This is a genomic window from Haladaptatus sp. AB643 (genome assembly GCF_024136975.1).
Taxonomy (GTDB): domain Archaea; phylum Halobacteriota; class Halobacteria; order Halobacteriales; family Haladaptataceae; genus Haladaptatus.
Genome location: NZ_JAMYJW010000001.1, coordinates 569,055 through 586,798 on the forward strand (window position 1 = coordinate 569,055; position 17,744 = coordinate 586,798).

The 17,744-nt window shown below is 53.7% G+C and carries 16 protein-coding genes; 13 read left to right on the top strand and 3 right to left on the bottom strand.

Annotation, left to right across the window (positions count from 1 at the left end; genetic code table 11):
• The first annotated feature begins 971 nt into the window (after positions 1 to 971).
• The 9 genes from NKF25_RS02860 (at position 972) to NKF25_RS02900 (ending at position 8,247) form a co-directional block, all read left to right on the top strand.
• Positions 972 to 1,247 (top strand): hypothetical protein, encoded by a 276-nt coding sequence (locus tag NKF25_RS02860; RefSeq protein WP_253225209.1) that lies wholly within the window; start codon positions 972 to 974, stop codon positions 1,245 to 1,247.
• A 276-nt stretch (positions 1,248 to 1,523) separates the two neighbouring features.
• Entirely contained in the window at positions 1,524 to 2,474 is a 951-nt protein-coding gene (locus tag NKF25_RS02865) for a transcription initiation factor IIB family protein (RefSeq protein WP_253225210.1), read from the top strand.
• Between the two features lie 260 nt (positions 2,475 to 2,734).
• Positions 2,735 to 3,175: an SWIM zinc finger family protein gene (locus NKF25_RS02870; protein ID WP_253225211.1), complete on the top strand. Its 441-nt coding sequence runs from the start codon at positions 2,735 to 2,737 to the stop codon at positions 3,173 to 3,175.
• Positions 3,176 to 3,302: 127 nt separating this feature from the next.
• Entirely contained in the window at positions 3,303 to 3,794 is a 492-nt protein-coding gene (locus NKF25_RS02875; protein ID WP_253225212.1) for a hypothetical protein, read from the top strand.
• A 170-nt stretch (positions 3,795 to 3,964) separates the two neighbouring features.
• Positions 3,965 to 4,243: a hypothetical protein gene (locus NKF25_RS02880; RefSeq protein WP_253225213.1), complete on the top strand. Its 279-nt coding sequence runs from the start codon at positions 3,965 to 3,967 to the stop codon at positions 4,241 to 4,243.
• Positions 4,244 to 4,378: 135 nt separating this feature from the next.
• Complete coding sequence (locus NKF25_RS02885; protein ID WP_253225214.1) at positions 4,379 to 5,356, top strand: tyrosine-type recombinase/integrase; 978 nt, start codon at positions 4,379 to 4,381, stop codon at positions 5,354 to 5,356.
• Positions 5,357 to 5,568: 212 nt separating this feature from the next.
• Positions 5,569 to 5,757, top strand: a complete 189-nt coding sequence (locus NKF25_RS02890) for a hypothetical protein (protein WP_253225215.1) — start codon at positions 5,569 to 5,571, stop codon at positions 5,755 to 5,757.
• Positions 5,758 to 5,927: 170 nt separating this feature from the next.
• Positions 5,928 to 6,896 (top strand): ArdC-like ssDNA-binding domain-containing protein, encoded by a 969-nt coding sequence (locus NKF25_RS02895; protein ID WP_253225216.1) that lies wholly within the window; start codon positions 5,928 to 5,930, stop codon positions 6,894 to 6,896.
• 328 nt (positions 6,897 to 7,224) lie between these two features.
• On the top strand, positions 7,225 to 8,247 hold the full coding sequence (locus tag NKF25_RS02900) for a hypothetical protein (RefSeq protein ID WP_253225217.1): 1,023 nt from the start codon (positions 7,225 to 7,227) through the stop codon (positions 8,245 to 8,247).
• Between the two features lie 78 nt (positions 8,248 to 8,325).
• On the opposite strand, the gene NKF25_RS02905 is transcribed toward NKF25_RS02900, so the two are convergent.
• Positions 8,326 to 9,684: a cytochrome P450 gene (locus tag NKF25_RS02905; protein WP_253225218.1), complete on the bottom strand. Its 1,359-nt coding sequence runs from the start codon at positions 9,682 to 9,684 to the stop codon at positions 8,326 to 8,328.
• 219 nt (positions 9,685 to 9,903) lie between these two features.
• On the opposite strand from NKF25_RS02905, the gene NKF25_RS02910 reads away from it, so the two are divergent.
• From NKF25_RS02910 to NKF25_RS02920, 3 genes are all read left to right on the top strand, one after another.
• Positions 9,904 to 10,998: an ArsR family transcriptional regulator gene (locus tag NKF25_RS02910; RefSeq protein ID WP_253225219.1), complete on the top strand. Its 1,095-nt coding sequence runs from the start codon at positions 9,904 to 9,906 to the stop codon at positions 10,996 to 10,998.
• Between the two features lie 308 nt (positions 10,999 to 11,306).
• The gene (locus NKF25_RS02915; RefSeq protein WP_253225220.1) at positions 11,307 to 11,789 is read left to right on the top strand and encodes a hypothetical protein; all 483 of its coding nucleotides are present in this window, start codon (positions 11,307 to 11,309) and stop codon (positions 11,787 to 11,789) included.
• A 752-nt stretch (positions 11,790 to 12,541) separates the two neighbouring features.
• Positions 12,542 to 12,793, top strand: a complete 252-nt coding sequence (locus NKF25_RS02920; RefSeq protein ID WP_253225221.1) for a hypothetical protein — start codon at positions 12,542 to 12,544, stop codon at positions 12,791 to 12,793.
• 2 nt (positions 12,794 to 12,795) lie between these two features.
• Here NKF25_RS02920 and NKF25_RS02925 read toward each other — a convergent pair whose 3' ends face one another.
• Complete coding sequence (locus NKF25_RS02925; RefSeq protein ID WP_253225222.1) at positions 12,796 to 14,103, bottom strand: tyrosine-type recombinase/integrase; 1,308 nt, start codon at positions 14,101 to 14,103, stop codon at positions 12,796 to 12,798.
• Between the two features lie 295 nt (positions 14,104 to 14,398).
• Here NKF25_RS02925 and NKF25_RS02930 point away from each other — a divergent pair, with 295 nt between their 5' ends.
• The gene (locus NKF25_RS02930; RefSeq protein ID WP_253225223.1) at positions 14,399 to 16,108 is read left to right on the top strand and encodes a PQQ-binding-like beta-propeller repeat protein; all 1,710 of its coding nucleotides are present in this window, start codon (positions 14,399 to 14,401) and stop codon (positions 16,106 to 16,108) included.
• A 109-nt stretch (positions 16,109 to 16,217) separates the two neighbouring features.
• Here the strand turns inward: NKF25_RS02930 and NKF25_RS02935 are convergent, their stop codons facing one another.
• Entirely contained in the window at positions 16,218 to 17,741 is a 1,524-nt protein-coding gene (locus NKF25_RS02935; RefSeq protein WP_253225224.1) for a flippase, read from the bottom strand.
• Between the last annotated feature and the right edge of the window lie 3 nt (positions 17,742 to 17,744).

Below are 17,744 nucleotides of genomic sequence, written 5' to 3' on the forward strand. Positions count from 1 at the left end.
TCGTTATTCGTTCCACCATATGAATCTCCCTTTTGCGTTCGAGTTGAGATTATGATGGGAAGAGTTGCTACAGTAATCACCTCTATTTTGAAAACCAAATCGGACTGTCCACACCTAGATTGAGTGGAATCAACTGAACAGTCTTGTGGCATCGATTGAATCTATAAAGGATGATATCTTCCCAGAAACAGTGTTCTACAGCATCAAACCGTTTTTTCTCGCGCTTCAGTGATTGAAGCGCGATAAGTGACCAATCGAGCGAATCGACGGTTGCCATGGCAAATTCGTGCTTCTAAGAGAAGAGCATGTATACAGACAGTCGAAATCCAGGAAATACGGCGATAGAAGCGTCCTATAGAAGCCATTCGTGTCGAATAAGAGGGTCCACGAAATGACTGACTCGAGTAGAAAAGGGAATCCTGATCAATCTGATGTCTACCACTTACTGGATAACAAACGACGATTGCTCGTTATCGGGTACCTCTCTCTTTTCGATACAGGGGCGATCGTAGAAGTTCGGCACGTGGCAAGGGTAATCCGCGGGATCGAGACGGGCATCCCTCCCCGACAAATCGGAACTGGACAGTATGAATCAGCGTACAATAGTCTCATTCAGACTCATCTTTCCAAATTGGATGCTATGGATTTGATTGAATACGATGAAAGAGCCAAAGAGATAGTCGTCAACCAACGACTCGAGAGCTATGCATTTCTCATCGCTGTCACTCGTTTTGTCACCTCATCTGAGGGATTCTGAACACAATTTCAGCAGAGAAGGATGTATTAGATTCGTCCAGATTCCATATCTTGTTACGTTCGTATCGATTCGGCTTACGTCATACTGGATGTTGATTGGTAGTTGATTCATGACTGATGTCGCTCACCAGTAACTTCTGAACTTGCGTTTGAACCATGACGCATAGTTGGATAAATAACCAGGATTAATTGTCCATGCATTCCAATACACAATCATGACCAGAATTTCACAAACAACCCGTCTTGAGAAAGTCGAACACATCGTTGGGAGTGGGTCAGGATTACTCGATTTCGCAGTCAAGGGAGAGAACGGATACGATACGTGGGAAGGAAATGAGGATGCGGATTGGACTGTCGAGGATGTGGATTCAGTTCAGAACGTCGAAGAAGATCGCTACATCATGTATCCCGAAGGGGACTATTTCATCTGCGAGATTGAGGCGGATACCGAAGAACGAAATAGTGGCCCTGTTCGGTGCTGGTGTGAGTGAGGGGAACGATTCCATCAATATCTCGTAGGGACATTCCGAGGCGTTTCACTTCTCGTCGCCATTCTCTTCAGATCGTCTGTGAAATCTATTTCGTACTGGCTTCGATTCTCGAAGGACACTTCCCCATCTTCGGAAAGCGATTCGTATTCGCTTCAATAGCCGATTCGGTTGTCCAATAAGCGCAATCGAACTCCTCCACGAAACAGTAACCGCTGCGATTTTATTTGCCCCTGACGGGTGCGGGGCCAGTCATGAATTGGCCGTGCGTGACTACCGATGGCAACGAGTGAAATCTACACCAAGTCCTTCGACGAAGACAGTGGACGAATAATTAGCGCATCTGAGTGCCCGGAATGTGACGGAAAACTCGCTTCAGAAGGCGGTGAAATCGCCTGTGAAGATTGTGGTCTGGTCGTCAACGAGTATTGGATCGATCATGCAGCAGAACGGTCGTACTCACACGATGACGAAACAAATACCAAACGTACAGGACCGTTGCTCACTCAAACGAGACACGACCGTGGGCTTTCCACGGAGATTGGAATCGGCCGTGATGGGAAGGGAAAATCGCTTTCATTACAGAAGCGTTTGCACCTCGGCCGACTTCGGCGTGAACACAATCGTGCTCGCTGGCGGTCGACCGCTGAACGGAATCTCGGCACTGCCTGCACCGAAATTGCACGTCTGACGAGTGCACTTGAACTCCCACGTTCAATACGAGAAGAATCCTGTGTGCTTTTTCGAAGGGCTCAGGATGCCAATCTCGTTCGTGGGCGTTCGATCGAATCTATCGCAGCAGCAAGCGTCTACGTAGCGTGCCGCCAGAACGATCACACGCTTACCGTGACCGATTTCGCAGCTGTCGCTCAGTGTCCGGAACGAAAAGTAACGAATGGGTATCGAATTCTGAATTCGGAGCTTGGAGTGGCAATCCGGCCACGACTCCCCGCCGAATTTCTCCCGAGGTTTGCTTCCGAACTGGCAGTTCCGACATACGTCGAACGACGTGCTCACAATATCGCAAAACACGCGACAGATGCGGAACTCGTTGTAGGCTGCAACCCCGCAGGTGTGGCGGCCGGATGTCTCGCCATTGCCTCGAACGATTTGGATGTCACTATCCGGCAAATCGACCTAGCGGATGTAGCCGATGTTTCGGCCTATACAGTGCGTGTCCAGCGAAACCGGATTCGAGACGGAATTGAGGACGGGGAGTCGGTCGCATGAAGTCCCTGCTGAAGCGGCTTCTCGGACGGAGGCGAAGTACGACTATCGCCGAGTGTCGACGATGTGGCACGGTAGTCGAAGTTGGGGAGTCCCGCTGTCCAAATTGCGACCACGAAGCGATTGCAATCTACCGATTCGATTGACCGACTGGATTGTTTTTCTACGCTTGCTATGAGTGATCCTTTCCAGATAGCGTCGCACGCCTGTTTTTGTGCCCCCGATGGGTGCGGGGCACAGCAGATGTGCTTCGTGGAAAGACAATGACTAGTGAAAACCACGTCCTGTCCAACCTGACGTACAGTAAGCGAGTCGCAAAGCGCGCCCAATTCGAGGCCCTCGAATTTACAGTAGATGTTAGAGGTGTTCGCGTCCGCAACGCAAGTCACGCAAATCCAACTAACCACGAATATCTCGTCAACGTTCGTAATGGAATCCCCATTGCCTGTGAGTGTCCGGCGGATAAACAGTACAATGGTGCCTGCAAACACCGGGTGGGGGTCGCAATCCGAACGCCACTCCTGCAGGCAGCAACAGAACACTCGCTCGTCGCTGATGGTGGCACAGAAGTCGAGAGAACGCATGACTCTGACACGGAAGACAGCGATACCGACCAGCCAGCGGAGTGCGAGTGCGACGAACTCGGTGATTTTCCGTGTTGGCCCTGTGTGCGAACAGGGCGACGTGAGATTCCAGACGAGTAGCAACGAGTCAAGGCCGAGCTCGCTTTTCTCTATAACGGTTTGTGTGCGCCGGGAAGGGTGCCGGCGCACAGACAGAGATTCGTCTGATATCGTAGTGTCGAGCCAGTGCGTCGGCAAGGTGACCCCAATGCACCAGATCATTTACGCAGTCGTAGAAGCACCGACTGAAGACGACGCCCTCGCTAGTGGAAACGCAGTGTTTGACCGACTCGTTGGCGCTGACCCCGAAGCCGCCGCCGTCTTCGATTACTACGTGACGTTCGATGACGAGAGTTCGACCGTCGCGGGAAAAGCTCGCTGGGGAGAACTCCCAGTCGTGGCACCAGTCGATTCAACCGACGGCGAAGAGCTTGTAGCGCGTGGCTGGACGGCAACCAAACAGGAGTTCGAACGGAATCTTGACCAGGTGAGAACGGCGGTCAACGAGTTCAGTACTGACGAGTTCATGCACGACAAAGAGCTTGCCCGGCATGCCTGCTACAATCTCGGCGCCTACCGTGGGCCGTCACTCTTCCTGTACGACGAATTTGGAGGTGCGATTCGTCATAGAGAGCAACTCGATCGCGTCCTTGATGCAGACGAGCAGATGTGGATTATCCCAGCAGATGTCCATTATTGAACAACCAGCAGTCAAAATCCTCGTTCAGGGATTAACCAACAGTACGACTCTACTGGGAGCGACGTTGGTTAAGTTGAGCAACTGCCCTCCTTCACGAGTCAAACGACAAGAACGGTTTTTCACCCCCTGACAGGGGTGCGGGGGCAAACAGAGACCCTCGTGGAGAATATATGACTGAGTCCAGTAAACTACCGAGTACGAAAGCCGAGTCGAATCCGAATCGCAAGCCATCACCAGAGACAGAATACGTCGAACGAACTGACGTCGGTGTCTCACTCACAGTACAGCTCACGCGTGGCACCGGCACCCGCGATCAAGACAAGCTCACGACCAAAGTGAAGGCGGCAACGTTAGAGGAGGCACGGGAAGACATGGAGACGCTTCGAACGTACGTCCACAACCTCGCCGCGGATGTGCGGCAGATTCAGCCAAGCGACGAGCCTGAATAGCGTTCTCGGCAGCCATTTCGATTTTTGATGACTGTAGAAGGGCAACGGGAATGAGGACGAATCCTCTTTTTCGTAAGTTGTCTGTGAGCCAGAAGTCGAGTAGATTGTCTCTCCATGCGTAGGCTAGCAGTTGCAATGCCAACGAAGGACTACGACGCTGCCGCAACTCGCACATTGGAAACCATCGATACATCACCGACCATCCATCCGACGAACAAACGGCTCATTCGGGAATTTCACCGTGATCTACTCCTCGATGGAATCAGTGCAGCACGTCGGCAGAAAGTTACGGCGCATCTCAATATTGTCGCTGAACATATCGGGCAGAATCGCTTCGATCGATTAGAGCGACGTGACATTACCGATCTCATCGAATGGATCCACAATCGAGATATTATGTCATCGACGGTCTCAGACTACAAGCAGATCATCAAGCAGTTTTACAAGTGGCAAAACAACGGTGAGGAACCAGAACAGACCGCCTGGATCCGTCGCGACGCGGCATCATATCACCACATCCTTCCGCGTCATCTCCTTACTCCGCAAGATATCTCCCGACTCATCGATGCATGTGTCAACGACCGCGATCGAGCGTTCATCGCGCTCCTCTGGGAAACAGGCGCCCGCATTGGCGAGGTAATCGACCTTCGATATGGAGACATTGAAGATGACTCCATCGGAAAGCGTGTCGTCGTAATGGGGAAAACTGGCTCTCGACGACTTCCCCTCATCGAATCCAGTCCGTATATAGTGCAGTGGCTGATGACACATCCGGCTCCCGGGACGGAGGCTCCGCTCTGGTGTAAAATCGAGCAAGGCACATCAGACGACCAGATCGGCTATAACTACATCCGACTTCGGCTTCTCATGCGCGCTCAGAAGCGTGCTGACATCGAGAAACCGGTGAATCCGCACCACTTCAGACATAGTCGTGCAACCCATCTCGCAAACTGGCTCACGGAAGCCCAGCTGTGTGAATGGTTTGGGTGGGTACAGGGGTCGAAAATCCCAGCAAGATACGTTCATCTTTCCGGGCGGGATATCGACAATGCCTATCGAGCCCTATTCGATGAACAAGCGTACAATAGCTTACCGCAACCAAATAGACGCTAGCCTTGAACTCAGAATCACGATTCTTCTGAATTGATGAAGGCGGGATTCGCAGCCTGTCAGATACCGATTTCCCCATGAAAGGGAAGTCAGACAAGGGTGTGCGAAACTTGTGATACACCCCTTGATGGGCCGAGTTTTTAACTTACAGAATAACGAACTTGCTGCTATCAATGATATCTCCTCGGGATTCTAACTCCACACCGTTATCACCGATGGCGGAGGAAGCCTTCGCATATCTCCATGCCCACTTTGGGCCAGATGAGTCCTTCACCTATGGACAAGCGACGCAGGTGCTGCAGACGAATGATATAGAACATCTCCTTGCCGACGATTTGCTCGAAACACTGTTGCTCCGGGGCTATCTCTATGAAGTTGACGACAGGTTGCGCATCACCGAGTAACGACCACGACGAATCGCGGTGCTGAGTCAACGAGCAACTTCTCGGGGGCGCCGATATCCGTTCTTGCAGCAGAACAATTGAAGACCTACAAATCCTGTCCGCGCAGAGCAGTTTTTAGCCCCTTGAAGGGGTGCGGGGCAGTCCGAATCGGGTTGTCCCAGTACGAACTTATGGCGACAAGTGACTCCTCAGCGGTGTCGTTCGATGACTCCGACACCCGACGCGACCAGATGCATAGTACGATCGAAACCTGGATTGACGACCTCGTTACGTTGACTGACGAAGCACGAGCGAGCCAGCAATTCCAAGCGTGGCTCGACGTCCAGTCTCAGTTCCACAACTACTCACATCGAAACACGCTCCTCATCAACCTACAGTGTCCCGAAGCGACGAAGGTCGCAGGGTACAACACCTGGCAGTCCGAGTTCGGCCGGCACGTCCAAGAAGGCGAACAGGCCATCTGGATCTGGGCACCCGTTATCACCAAGCAGTGTCCCGAGTGTGAGAATTCTCCCTCTTATCATGAGTCGAGTGAGTGTGTGTACGACGGGACGCCACCCGATGAGTGGTCAAAAGGACTTGTTGGGTTCAAACCGGCCGCCATCTTCGACATCTCACAGACTGAGGGTAAGCCACTTCCCGAATTAGAGACCGAGGCAATTGGGAATGCTGATAGTCTGGTGCCTGCACTCCTCGATGTAGCGGATGACCTCAACGTGACGGTTAACATCGTCGACAGTGAAGACTGGGAGCATGGCGACGCGAAAGGTGTCTGTAAGCAACGTAGTTTCCACGATCTCAACCCAGTCATTGAAGTGAAAGCCAGAACGAACCAAGCCGATCTCGCGGTCACGCTGGTTCACGAGTACGCTCATGCGCTGCTCCACTTCGATGTCAAGGACGTAGATGAGCGGTCGAAACGCGAGGTAGAGGCAGAGGCAGTGGCGTACGTCGTTGGCCGGTACTTCGAGCTGGATACGAATGGATCGGCATTTTATCTCGCCGCGTGGCAGGGTGAACAACCGGAGACAGTTACGAATCGACTTGGTCGGATTCGCCACACAGCCAATGAGATAATCACCAATGTTCGCGAACAATCGGCCGTCAAGGCACCGGGCGACTCCTCATTATCTACCTGACTGTCTAAGGGTGTGAGTATTCCCCACAATTACTACAGCACGCATACAACCACTCCCTTGTCATATGTTTTCACGCTCGAAACGGGGAAGAGACGCAATCCACCCGGCTTCCTGCCAGATCGGTGAGAAAACCCATGACACCGCACTTAATATGGACGACTCGTTCTGCATGCAGAACCCTGACCGGGGTACCGAGGATTGTACTGTAAACGGTTCTGTCTTTAAGAAACGGTTGGTGAGGATGATCCTCGTGGGATACATCGCTATTAGAAGAATCAGTCTTCGCGCTACGAAAGAAATATTACATCTTTTGGGAAAGTGTTGAATCGTGTACCTCTATACGCCGGACGAGATCGACCGGGAACGCGCCCATCACCAAGCGGTCATTCAGGGGGCTGACAACATCGATGTCAAACGTATCGGGAACCTCGGCGAACTCGCCTTTGAGCAGTTCTGCCGTGAATACCTTCCCGTCGAGATGTGGGAGTGGGAAAATGAGGAAGCAATCCGGCGCTGTAATCCCGAGAGCTTCTCCGGCCACGACTTCAAGGCCTTCGGTTACAAGATCGACGTGAAAACCTCCCGGGACGTCTCCGCATTCCGTCCCGCCAAACTGCTCGACAACGATCCCGACGACGATATCTTGGTGATGGTCTGGCACCGTGACAACGAGGACGCCCTCATTCTTCTCGGCTGGGAGCGCACTGAGACTCTCAAATCGAAAGTTCGCACCCAAGAGCAGTACTCTGGCGACGAGCCGGAGAAACTTGCACATCTGGCTGCGCGTCCGATGAACGAGTTGCACGACCTCGGGCCCAATACGGCGCACCTGAACCAGAAACCAGAGAACCCATTCCGGCCTGGTGACCGCGTGGTCAAAGCTGGCGACAACGATGCCTCAACGGCTGTCGTCGTCGAAGTGTTGCCACCTGAAGAGAACGCGACACTCTACGGGCAAGAGATGGAAGGCGAAGCAGTGAGTGTGGCGTTCCCGAACATGCTCGACGCTGGACCTGGTAACTGGCGAGAGATTCATCCCGCGAAGCTTTCCTCGTACTGTAGCGATCAGGACATCAAACTCTACACGTACAAACACACGAATCTAGAGTATACCGACCGCCCGTTCACACCGGGCGATTACGTCATTAAACCCGACTACGATGATCCCGACCTCGCTGTCGTCGCAGAGGTGGTCGATGGCGACGTGAGCGTTGTCTTCCAGCATCACCTCGACAACGAACTAACCGATTCCTATGTTTCACCTGAAAACCTTACGACAGTCTGTGACGATGCCGGTATCAAGCAGTACACCTTCGAAGCCGACGCAATGGCATTCGAGCCACAGTATTAATCTAGTCGGCATCAGCCATCGTCCTGACCGACCATCTCACCGATGAAGTCGCAATAAATCTGGGGAGACGACACATGTCTATCGCGCCTTGAGCCGCATCGGCAGACCGTTCTTCGTCTTCGTAGTTATCTCTGGTTCAATCGAGACTGTCGTCTCTTCACCGGCCCATTCGAACGACCAGTGTTGTCCGATTGTCGCCAGTACAAGTGTCGCTTCTAGCCGAGCGAAGTCTCGACCAATACACGTCCGCCGACCACCACCAAACGGCATGAAAGTGTAGTCGGGAAGTTCGTTCTCGAACTCCGATATCCAGCGGTTGGGGCGGAACGAATCGGGGTTTTCGTAGAAGCGCTCGTCACGGTGAACCGAGAGTACAGCAAGGTGGATTTCCCTATCCGCTGGAATCTGGTATCCGTCGACCTCGACGGCACGTGTGGTTTGTCGAGGAATCGTATGCACAGGCGGATACATGCGAAGCGTCTCGGTGACGATTCGACATGTGAGTTCCAAGTCATCGATATCCTCGTGCGTGGGCGGGTCACCGCCGAGTACCGTGTCGAGTTCCTCGTGGAACGCCTGTTGAATGTCGGGATTCATCGCCAGCGAGTACCAGGCGAACCCGAGGGCAGCAGCAGTCGTCTCGTATCCCGCAAATAGCATCGTGAGCAGTTGTCCCTCTACTTCTTCGGTACTGAGATGGTTTTGCCCGCTCGAATGCCGCGCCTCATCAAGTTTCGACAGTAATGTTTCCCGTTGGAGACCATCTGGTTGTGAATTCTCGTCTGCTCTTTTGTCTGGATCGTGCTCTGTAAGCAATCGTCGAATCTCTGTTCGGAGGCGTTCCTTCGAGTCGAAAAACGCCCGTCGAGACGGGGTTGATACCCAATTGGGGAGAAGCCACGAGGTCGGTGCGAACCACTTATTGAGTCCCTCCGATGCAGTGCGCAGATCGGCCCCCTCTCCTGGTGTCAATTCCCGGCCGAAGAGTGTCGCGAAGAGAATTTCTAATGTGAGGTCCTGCATCTCTGATTCGACATCCTGAACCTCGCCTGGCGTCCACGTATCGAGGCGGCGCTGTGTCGCGGCGACCATGTAGTCTCCGTAGCCCGTAATGCGATCTTGGTGAAAGAGTGGTTGGAGGATTTTCCGTTGGCGACGCCACTGGGCACCGTCTGTTGCGAGTACTCCACTTCCGAACGCCTTCCGATAGTCGTCCGTTTTTCCGAACGCGTCGACGTCGGTTACCAGCACTTGTCTAAAATAGTCGGGATGGGCCATGACACAGACCTCGGTGGTCGGCAGGACTAACCGATAGATGTCTCCACACTCATCGATTGCACGATACGTGAATTCGAATGGATCCCGAGCGAAATCGAGTGTATGGCCGAGCACCGGCAAACCTGATGGAGTAGGTGGAGGCTGCGGTTCGGGACTCATACTCCAATAGCAATGCAGCAGTTAGATAAAGCCATTGCACCCCGAGCCATCATTTTCAACGATAGTGGATTATTATGGCTGAAGAAAGACGTATCTCTGCGATATTCAATGTGAAATCCCATATTTTGAGAGTTAGTTCGGGGATGTTGCAATTATCTTGTAAAGACACAAATCATATATTAGAGCCAGGAACCGAGAAGGCATCACCGATTTCAAATCGTGACTGCCACCGCACGGAACCCACTCACAGATGAGGTGCTCGATGTTCGAACCGTCATTAGTGAGACGGTGGACTCAGTACGCCTCGCTGTCCTTCGCGCGTTCAGGGAGCTTTCAAACCCAACAACAAGCAGGAACCTCGCTACCCACGCCAACGTCTCTCGACAAGCAGTTTCTCTACACCTCGGTGTTCTTCACGAGCGAGGATTGGTCAATCGCTACGATGGCGGAATCGAACTCACTACTGGTGGCCTCTTGTTTCTCGATGCAATCGAAGACTGCCTGCAAACCGTCCCGGTTGAAGCGCTTTCGTATTTGACTAGAACTGCCCACCCACTCACCCTCTTACAGTTGCTTGCAAAGCAACCCTATCGGTTGAGCGACCTACCGACCACAGCGAGCGATTTACCCTCACAATCCACGATCCGCCGCACCCTCATTGGCCTTACAGAGTATCAGTGGCTGAGTGATGATGGTGGTACGCACCGGATTACATCTGTAGGAAGCGACGCACTATCTGCGTATACTGAATTGGCCGCCATCGTCGAGCAACTCGTGGAGAAAGCCCCGTGGTTTCAACGTCTTCCACCGGAAGTCGTTCCGATCCCTATCGACGCGCTCGTCGACGCTGAATTCGTCGTCTCAAACCCTCGAAATCCTGCATCGGTCCTTTCGACTTGTCTGAAGCTGTATGACCGAAACATCAGTCAGTTCCGATGCCTCTGTTCCGTATTCAATCCCGTTCTCTTCCACGCATATCGTGGCTTGCTCGAACTCGGTATCGAGTCAGAGGCAATCCTTGATCGGCCGACAGCCCTGAAAGCAGCCAGCAACGCAGGCACCCGATACTCTGTCCAGAGTGGACGATACAGTCATTATCACCCCCTCGTGCTGGAGGAGTCTCAGACACTCGGAATCGGAATCTATGACGAGCGGAAAGTCGCTGTTGCAGCGTACAACGAGGCTGGCAGTGGAAAGCATATTGCGATGATTGTGGGTTCGAACGAGAAGCTGGTCAACTGGGGGATCGATTTGTATGACTCCTATCGTGCAGACGCGCGTCCCGCTACCGAAGTTGATCTAAATAGTAAGTAGGTATTCTAACACGCTCATATCTCGATTTTGGTCTTGTTAGGACTCCTTTGTCAGTCGACAGGATTCAATGGCCGTGCTGAATACAGAACGCGTGTCTTGCTTCGATCGAAGCAGGCAATTGGACGATACAAAGTTGTGGATGAGTAAAATGATGAGCGATTTTAGGATGCATATGGATTGTAGAGTCAATAATTCCCATCTCCGTCTATGATTGGTGACCAGAAATGAATATTGATTATGATTATGTCACCGTGTATATAGGGAAATGACGTGTTGTTTATGCTGATCGATGGCATATAAAACAGACTATGACAACATCAACCCACATCGACAATATTGATGGTGTGAATATTAAAAAATTCGAACTTGAAGACGGTGAAAAAGTAGCTTGGGGACGCCGAGTTAAAAGACTTGACTGGAAGGGTCCAACTGGTGTTCTAATTATCACGACCAATCGATTAGTCTTTTGTCCAAGTTCAAATTGGATAGAAGGTATGGGCACATCAATCTGGGAGGTGAAACTTGACCAAATTAGTAAAATTAGTGCTGAAAAATGGTCTGGTAATATGCTGTTTTCTTCCGCGAACGCAGGTGTTTCAATTACTGTTTCACCAATTGTTGGGAAAGTGTTTGATAGTATAGTAAAGTCCTATTGGTTATCCACTGTTAGAACTAAAGACGGCCAGGTAGAATATTTCAACAGTCTACCAAATCATTTCAATTGGCCCACAAAAGAATCAGCAGAGCAACTTTCATCAGAGATGAATGATGCATTAGACCATATCAAATAGTGCTCGCAATTCTTTCTGATACTGTCTTAGTTAATTCGAACCGTTTCAACCTGATTATATAGTTGGCATAAATGTAGTGTTGAATAGAGCCTCTGTATTCAGCATCTTACCTCCCACAGAATATGGACACCCTCAGCTTATAGTGAAACAGTAGGGATTCTCTCGAAGTTGTAAACAAAATACCTGCTAACGAGTTCACGGATTATCTCAGCAGACACAGGAGAATCAACAAGACTGATTATTCCGATTTCGAGGGCATGTTTGAGACATGTATACAGAATTTCCAGTGTTCCATACGCTTTTACAGTGTAAACGCCGGTGCAGATAATATACTGTAGTGGGAAACGATAGCCGTCAGAGATCGCGTCTCGACGGCTATCAAGCGATTGGACCGTCGGTTTGACGACTTCGAGAATCGAAAGCGTACGGCTCGCGGACGAGAAGTCGCCGGTGCGCGAATCACGCGAACCCTAGTGGGCTCTAATCACACGTTCGCGGGCGCACCGAGCATCTCTGGCACCTGCATCATGACCAAATCACACGCCCATGACCATGTCCCAGAGCAAGCACATCTTGGCGACCACGTTTTGTAAAGCTATCCCGACACCGGAGAAACGCGCAACCCAGACCCATCGGCGGGTTAAATTCTCTATTAGAGGCATCGGTCGCCGACGATTCCCCGAGACCCAGGCGTATTTTCATATACCAAACCAGGGGCAGACCACGATGTCCCCCCGATCCGGCAGCAACCAATGGATCACTCACCACCCGCTCGCTACCCGCCGAGCGCCGCCGGAGGTGTCCCGGCCATGACGTACGACACTGACCCCACCGAATACATCAAAGAGAACCGTACGAAAATCCTCGCTGTCATCCGTGGCAGCGACGACCCGTTCGCCCGAGCATGCGCGTGGGCGTTGCTCGACCGCTACACGCCAGACAACGACTTTGAAACGCTCTCCGAAGAACTCGAATTGGTGGCCAAACGGAGGGCTGATCCCTAATGCTACTCGACAGCAGACGGGACTTCGACATCAAGATCGCCCGCAATATCGACTGCCTGCTCGAAGAAGTCGTCATCGTCGAGCAGCATCTGGGTGACCGCCTTCCGCGTGAGGACGTCTTCCAGAAACTCCTCGTCCTGTTGGAAGAGATGAAGGGCCATGTCCGTGACTGTCGATTCGGTCTCGGCGAGATCTTCGTAGGTGTCGTGGTCGAGCGCTTGATTACACCACATGCAGATGTCCTTGTCCCGAGGAGTCTGCTGCCGACAGCGCGGGCACGTGATAGGTGTGTAGTCCTGCGGGTTCTCAGTTTCGACGTCCTGTCCGTGCATCGCGGCGTATTCGCGGGCGCGGTCGTCGCCGTACATCGCGACGTAATGCGATATGGCGTCACTGCCGCGTTTGCGGCCCTGGCGATCCTCGATGAACGATTCGTTCTTGCCGAGTTTGGCGAGCCACGTCGCATTCGATTTACGGAAGTTCTTGGGCGTGACGGGTTTGTCGAGACCGATACGCTTGGCAGCGCGCTTGAAGTACCGCTGGAAAGTGACGTAGCTCATCCGCTCACCGTTGGATTTCACCCAGAGGTAGGCGTCTTTGTCGCCAGGACAGGGATGGTGGTCACCCAGCCAGCGGTTCAGATATGGCAGGGCAAGAATCATCGTCACGGAGCGCTCGCCGGTCTTGCCGTCTACTTCGATTTCGACGCCATAGTCGGTATCTTTGACATCGCCGACCCGCATCTCGTAGAGTTCGCAGTGCGGTCGAAACCCACCCTCGAACTGGACGGCGAACAGTGCCTTGTTTCGGGCAGGGTCGGTTCCTTCGTTGATGAGCGGGAGGACGTCATCCTGCCAGTCGAGCATATCGGCGCGCGACGGTTGCGGGTCGTAGTTCCGGGGCGTGTTCGAAGACATCCAGGCGATGGACTCCGGTGGTTCGCCGTGCGTACCGCGTCGAAGGGCGTGCTTACCCATGGCGCGGATGGCGAGTCGGTAGTCACACTTCGTGCGTGGATTATCGTATTTCAGATTGATCCAACGGACAAGGGCCTCGGCAGCCTCACGGTCATCGAGTGCGTCGGTCAACCCGCCGACCTTCTCAGCAACGCGGACGAGGTGGCGCAGGAGCTTTTCGTGGCGGTTGTCGCTGTAGTCGTGAAGGTCGAATTGGTCGGAGACTGTGAGCAGCGTGGCGGCGTCGTCGTCGCTGATGGTGTCATCCTCGTATTTGGGGTCGTCGTAGTAGGTGGCGGCGCCCCCATCCCGGATGCGTTCTTTCAGTACCCGGATTCGTTCGCGCTTGGGCATACGGTATTAAGTACCACGGACGAGCAGGATTTAACCATGTGGCTAGAATCCCGGCCTAGGCTTCTCCGATTTTTGAACTACGAGTTACATCATTCGTGGTATGTTTCCTTTGGCTTCGTGGTTGACTACGGAACGATGCTCAGGGCAGTCTGTGATAACAATACGTGTTTTTAGAAACACACGTGTCTCTCCGAAAATATAGAATTCATTTCCAGTTATCGGATACATAAATGCGTTCTTGTAGGTATTATATGAATTATAGGGAAGGTCGTGTCGCCGAGAATGGTAATCGAACATGCCAGAAGACAGCAGGCGGACGTTCCTGAAGACGGTCGGCCTCGCCACCGGAGCCGCGACGGTCTCCGGAACGGGAATGGTCCTCGCACAGCAGAACGACGATAGCAGCGAAAGCAGCGACGAGAGCGGAGGCGACGACGCCACAGGACACGGTGGCGGTTGGACGACCTTCCGCGGCGACTCGGCTCGCACGGGAGCGACGGACGCCAGCGGTCCGAGTCCGTACGCGACGACCGATTGGTCGATGGACATCGACGGGACGACACGGCTGGGTGGTAGATCGACAAACGACGTGGATCGGAGCCAGATAGAACCGGTGTTCGCTGACGGGACGATGTACCTCGGCGTGAAGACCGATACTGGAACCTACGCGAGCGATGGATACGTCGTCGCGTACGACCCCGACACCGGCGACGAACTGTGGAAGCAGACCGATATGGGCGCACCTGATACACCAACGGTAAGCGACGGAACCCTCTACTTCGCCACGGAGACACCCGGAAACAACTACAAGGAAAGAGGTGCCCTCTACGCGCTCGATGCGAGTGACGGTTCGATACTGTGGAAACGGGATGACCATTTCCAATGGGCGAACCCGCTCGTCGCGAACGGTCGTGTCTACACCGCATACGGTCACTTCTCGAACGATTCCGGAACAGTCGCGCTCGACCCAAAATCAGGAGAGACCGCCTGGGAGAACACCGACGTTTACACCGACGAAGTATCCTACGCCGATGGAATACTGTACGCCCGGACCGGAACTGCTCTGAACGCTGACGATGGGACAGTGCTGTGGAATCGGGAACTCTCCTCGTTGGAAGCGGTCTCCGACGGTATCGTGTACGGCAGCCGTGAGCGTGACGGCGAACCGGGCTTCGACATCCTCGCGTACGCGGCGGCCGACGGTGAGGAAAAGTGGAACACGTCGTTCGACATCGAGTCGGACGATCAGATCAGCAACGTGGTCGTCGGGGAAGGAGGAGTGTACGTTCTCACCTACGCGGGGTATCCGGATGGCGCGAACGACCATCAGAAACTTCACGCCATCGACGCGAAGACCGGCGATATCGACTGGACGTACCGCACCCTCGCGTTCACCTATGGTGATCCCACGCTCGCCGACGGGACCGTCTACTTCGGCGGGAAATTTACTCCCGCTTCCGAACCCGACCCCGGCCCACCGGCTCACTACAAGACGGTCGTCTACGCCGTCGACGCGGCGTCGGGCGAACGGAAGTGGACCTACATGATGGACGGCGACAGGATCAGGACTTCCAGCACTCCTGTCGTTCGGGATGGCAAACTGTACGTCTCGACCTACGAACTCGATGGAGAGTACGCTAAGTACGTCTCGTCTCAGCTGTTCGTCCTCGAATCCACCGACGAAGCACCGGATGCCGACCATCGTATCGCTAACGACAAGGTCGTCGATCCGAACGAACAACCGACGGCGCACATCGAGTCGTCACCGGATTTGGACTCGCGTACGCTCGAAGCGGGCGACGAAGTCACACTCGACGGTTCCAACTCCACCGATGATGACGGTGTCGTCAGCTACAAGTGGGACACGGACGGCGACGGGACGTTCGATGCGACCGGAGAAACCGTGACGGTGACCGTGCCGCGCTGTGGTTCGGTGAAAGTCACGCTCGAAGTGAGCGATGGATACAACGCCGACAAAGCGAGCGTCACCATCTCGGCGAACTAACACCACACGAGTTGCCGATTTTCAGATCGTGAGTCCGAGTTCCGTCGGTTTCGGGGAACCGAGCGAGGTTTTTGGAATCGCCTTCATCATCTGAAATTCGTGAGGGCGGTCACTCGGTTCCTTCCGGGATGTAGCCGTGCAGGAACGACATCTTCGTGTTCGTTATTCCCTCGATGAAATCGATTATGACGCCGTCCTCCGGTTGTACACAGTTCGTCGATGAGAACACGACGAGGGTTCCGACGGCGGCCAATACGAGTGCGACCGGTAGCAGCACGATGGACAGGGAGACGAATCGAGACGCTATCACGGTCACCGGGATGAGAGCCAGTGGCACACGAGTCATCGTTCTGACGGTCCATCGGGAAAACGGCGTTATCCCGAATTTCCACCAGAGCACCGAGAACATGAAGAGATTGAGGATGATGTTCGAAGTCGAGGATGCGACCGCGGCACCGACGAACCCGTAGATGGGTATCAGGATCAAGTTCATAACGAAGTTGAGAGCGAACGCGATGGCGTTGCCCGCGAGTATCAACCGAGTATGACCGAGCGCGGAGAGTGTCTCACGGTTTCGGCCGCCCGCCGCGTTGGTAAAGAAACCAACGGACAGAATCGCGAGGGCGAGTCCACCACTCGCGTAGTCGGTACCGAAAAAGATCGAGATGACGTCACTGGGAAACGTAACGAAGAGGAGAAACGCGGGAAACGTGACGAGAAACACCCATTTCGTAGTGAGCTGATATATCTTCGTTATCTCGTCCCGCTCCCCGTCCGCATCGAGCTTCGATGCGAGGGGAAGATAGAGAAATCCGAACGACGAGAGTGCGATCAGTAGGCTGTTGGCGAGCGGATAGGCCGCCGAATAGAGTCCCACCTGATGGGAGGTGGAAAAGTAGCCGAGCATGACGGTATCAGTTCGGGTGAGGAGGTCACCGAGGACCGATGAAACGACGAGGGGTGCGGAAAACGTCGTAATCTCCTTCACGTGCAGGGTGAATTCACCGAAGAGAGGGATGAGTTTATTGAGAAGGTAGTGAGCGACCAGAAAGGCGATGACGGCGCTAACCAGGTATGCGTAGCCGGCCGCTTTCGCTCCGAACCCCAACGCCAACAGCGTGCCCAGAAGTAGTAATCTCCCGAACGGATAGAGGAGGTCACCGACGTACGTCTTGTAGATGGTGTTCTGGAAGCCGCGAATTCCGCCGATACCGACGAGATAGCCGACGACGGGAGGGATGGCGAACGCGAACACCGGTATCAGGTTGCTCGCCCCTCCGTGGTCGAACAGTTTCGACGCCACGAAATCCGCGTTGAAATAGAGGATTCCGGCGAACAGGACGCTCACGATACCGGCGAGGAGAAATCCAGTCAACCATGCGCCCCTCATATCGCGCTCCGTCTCGAACCGTGAGACGTAGCGCGGGATGCCCTGTCCGAGGCCGATGAGCGCGAACGTCGTTCCCAGCGCCATCGTCGTGATCGCGATGTTGATCTCGCCGTAGATATCCGGCGAGAAACTCCGCCCCAAAACGATTCGCTCGGCCAGTTTCGCTACTGCCGCCACACCTGCGCCAACGAAGACGAGGCTCGCACTCGAAAGGAGCTTTTTGAGTTCACGTTCCGATCCCATGGA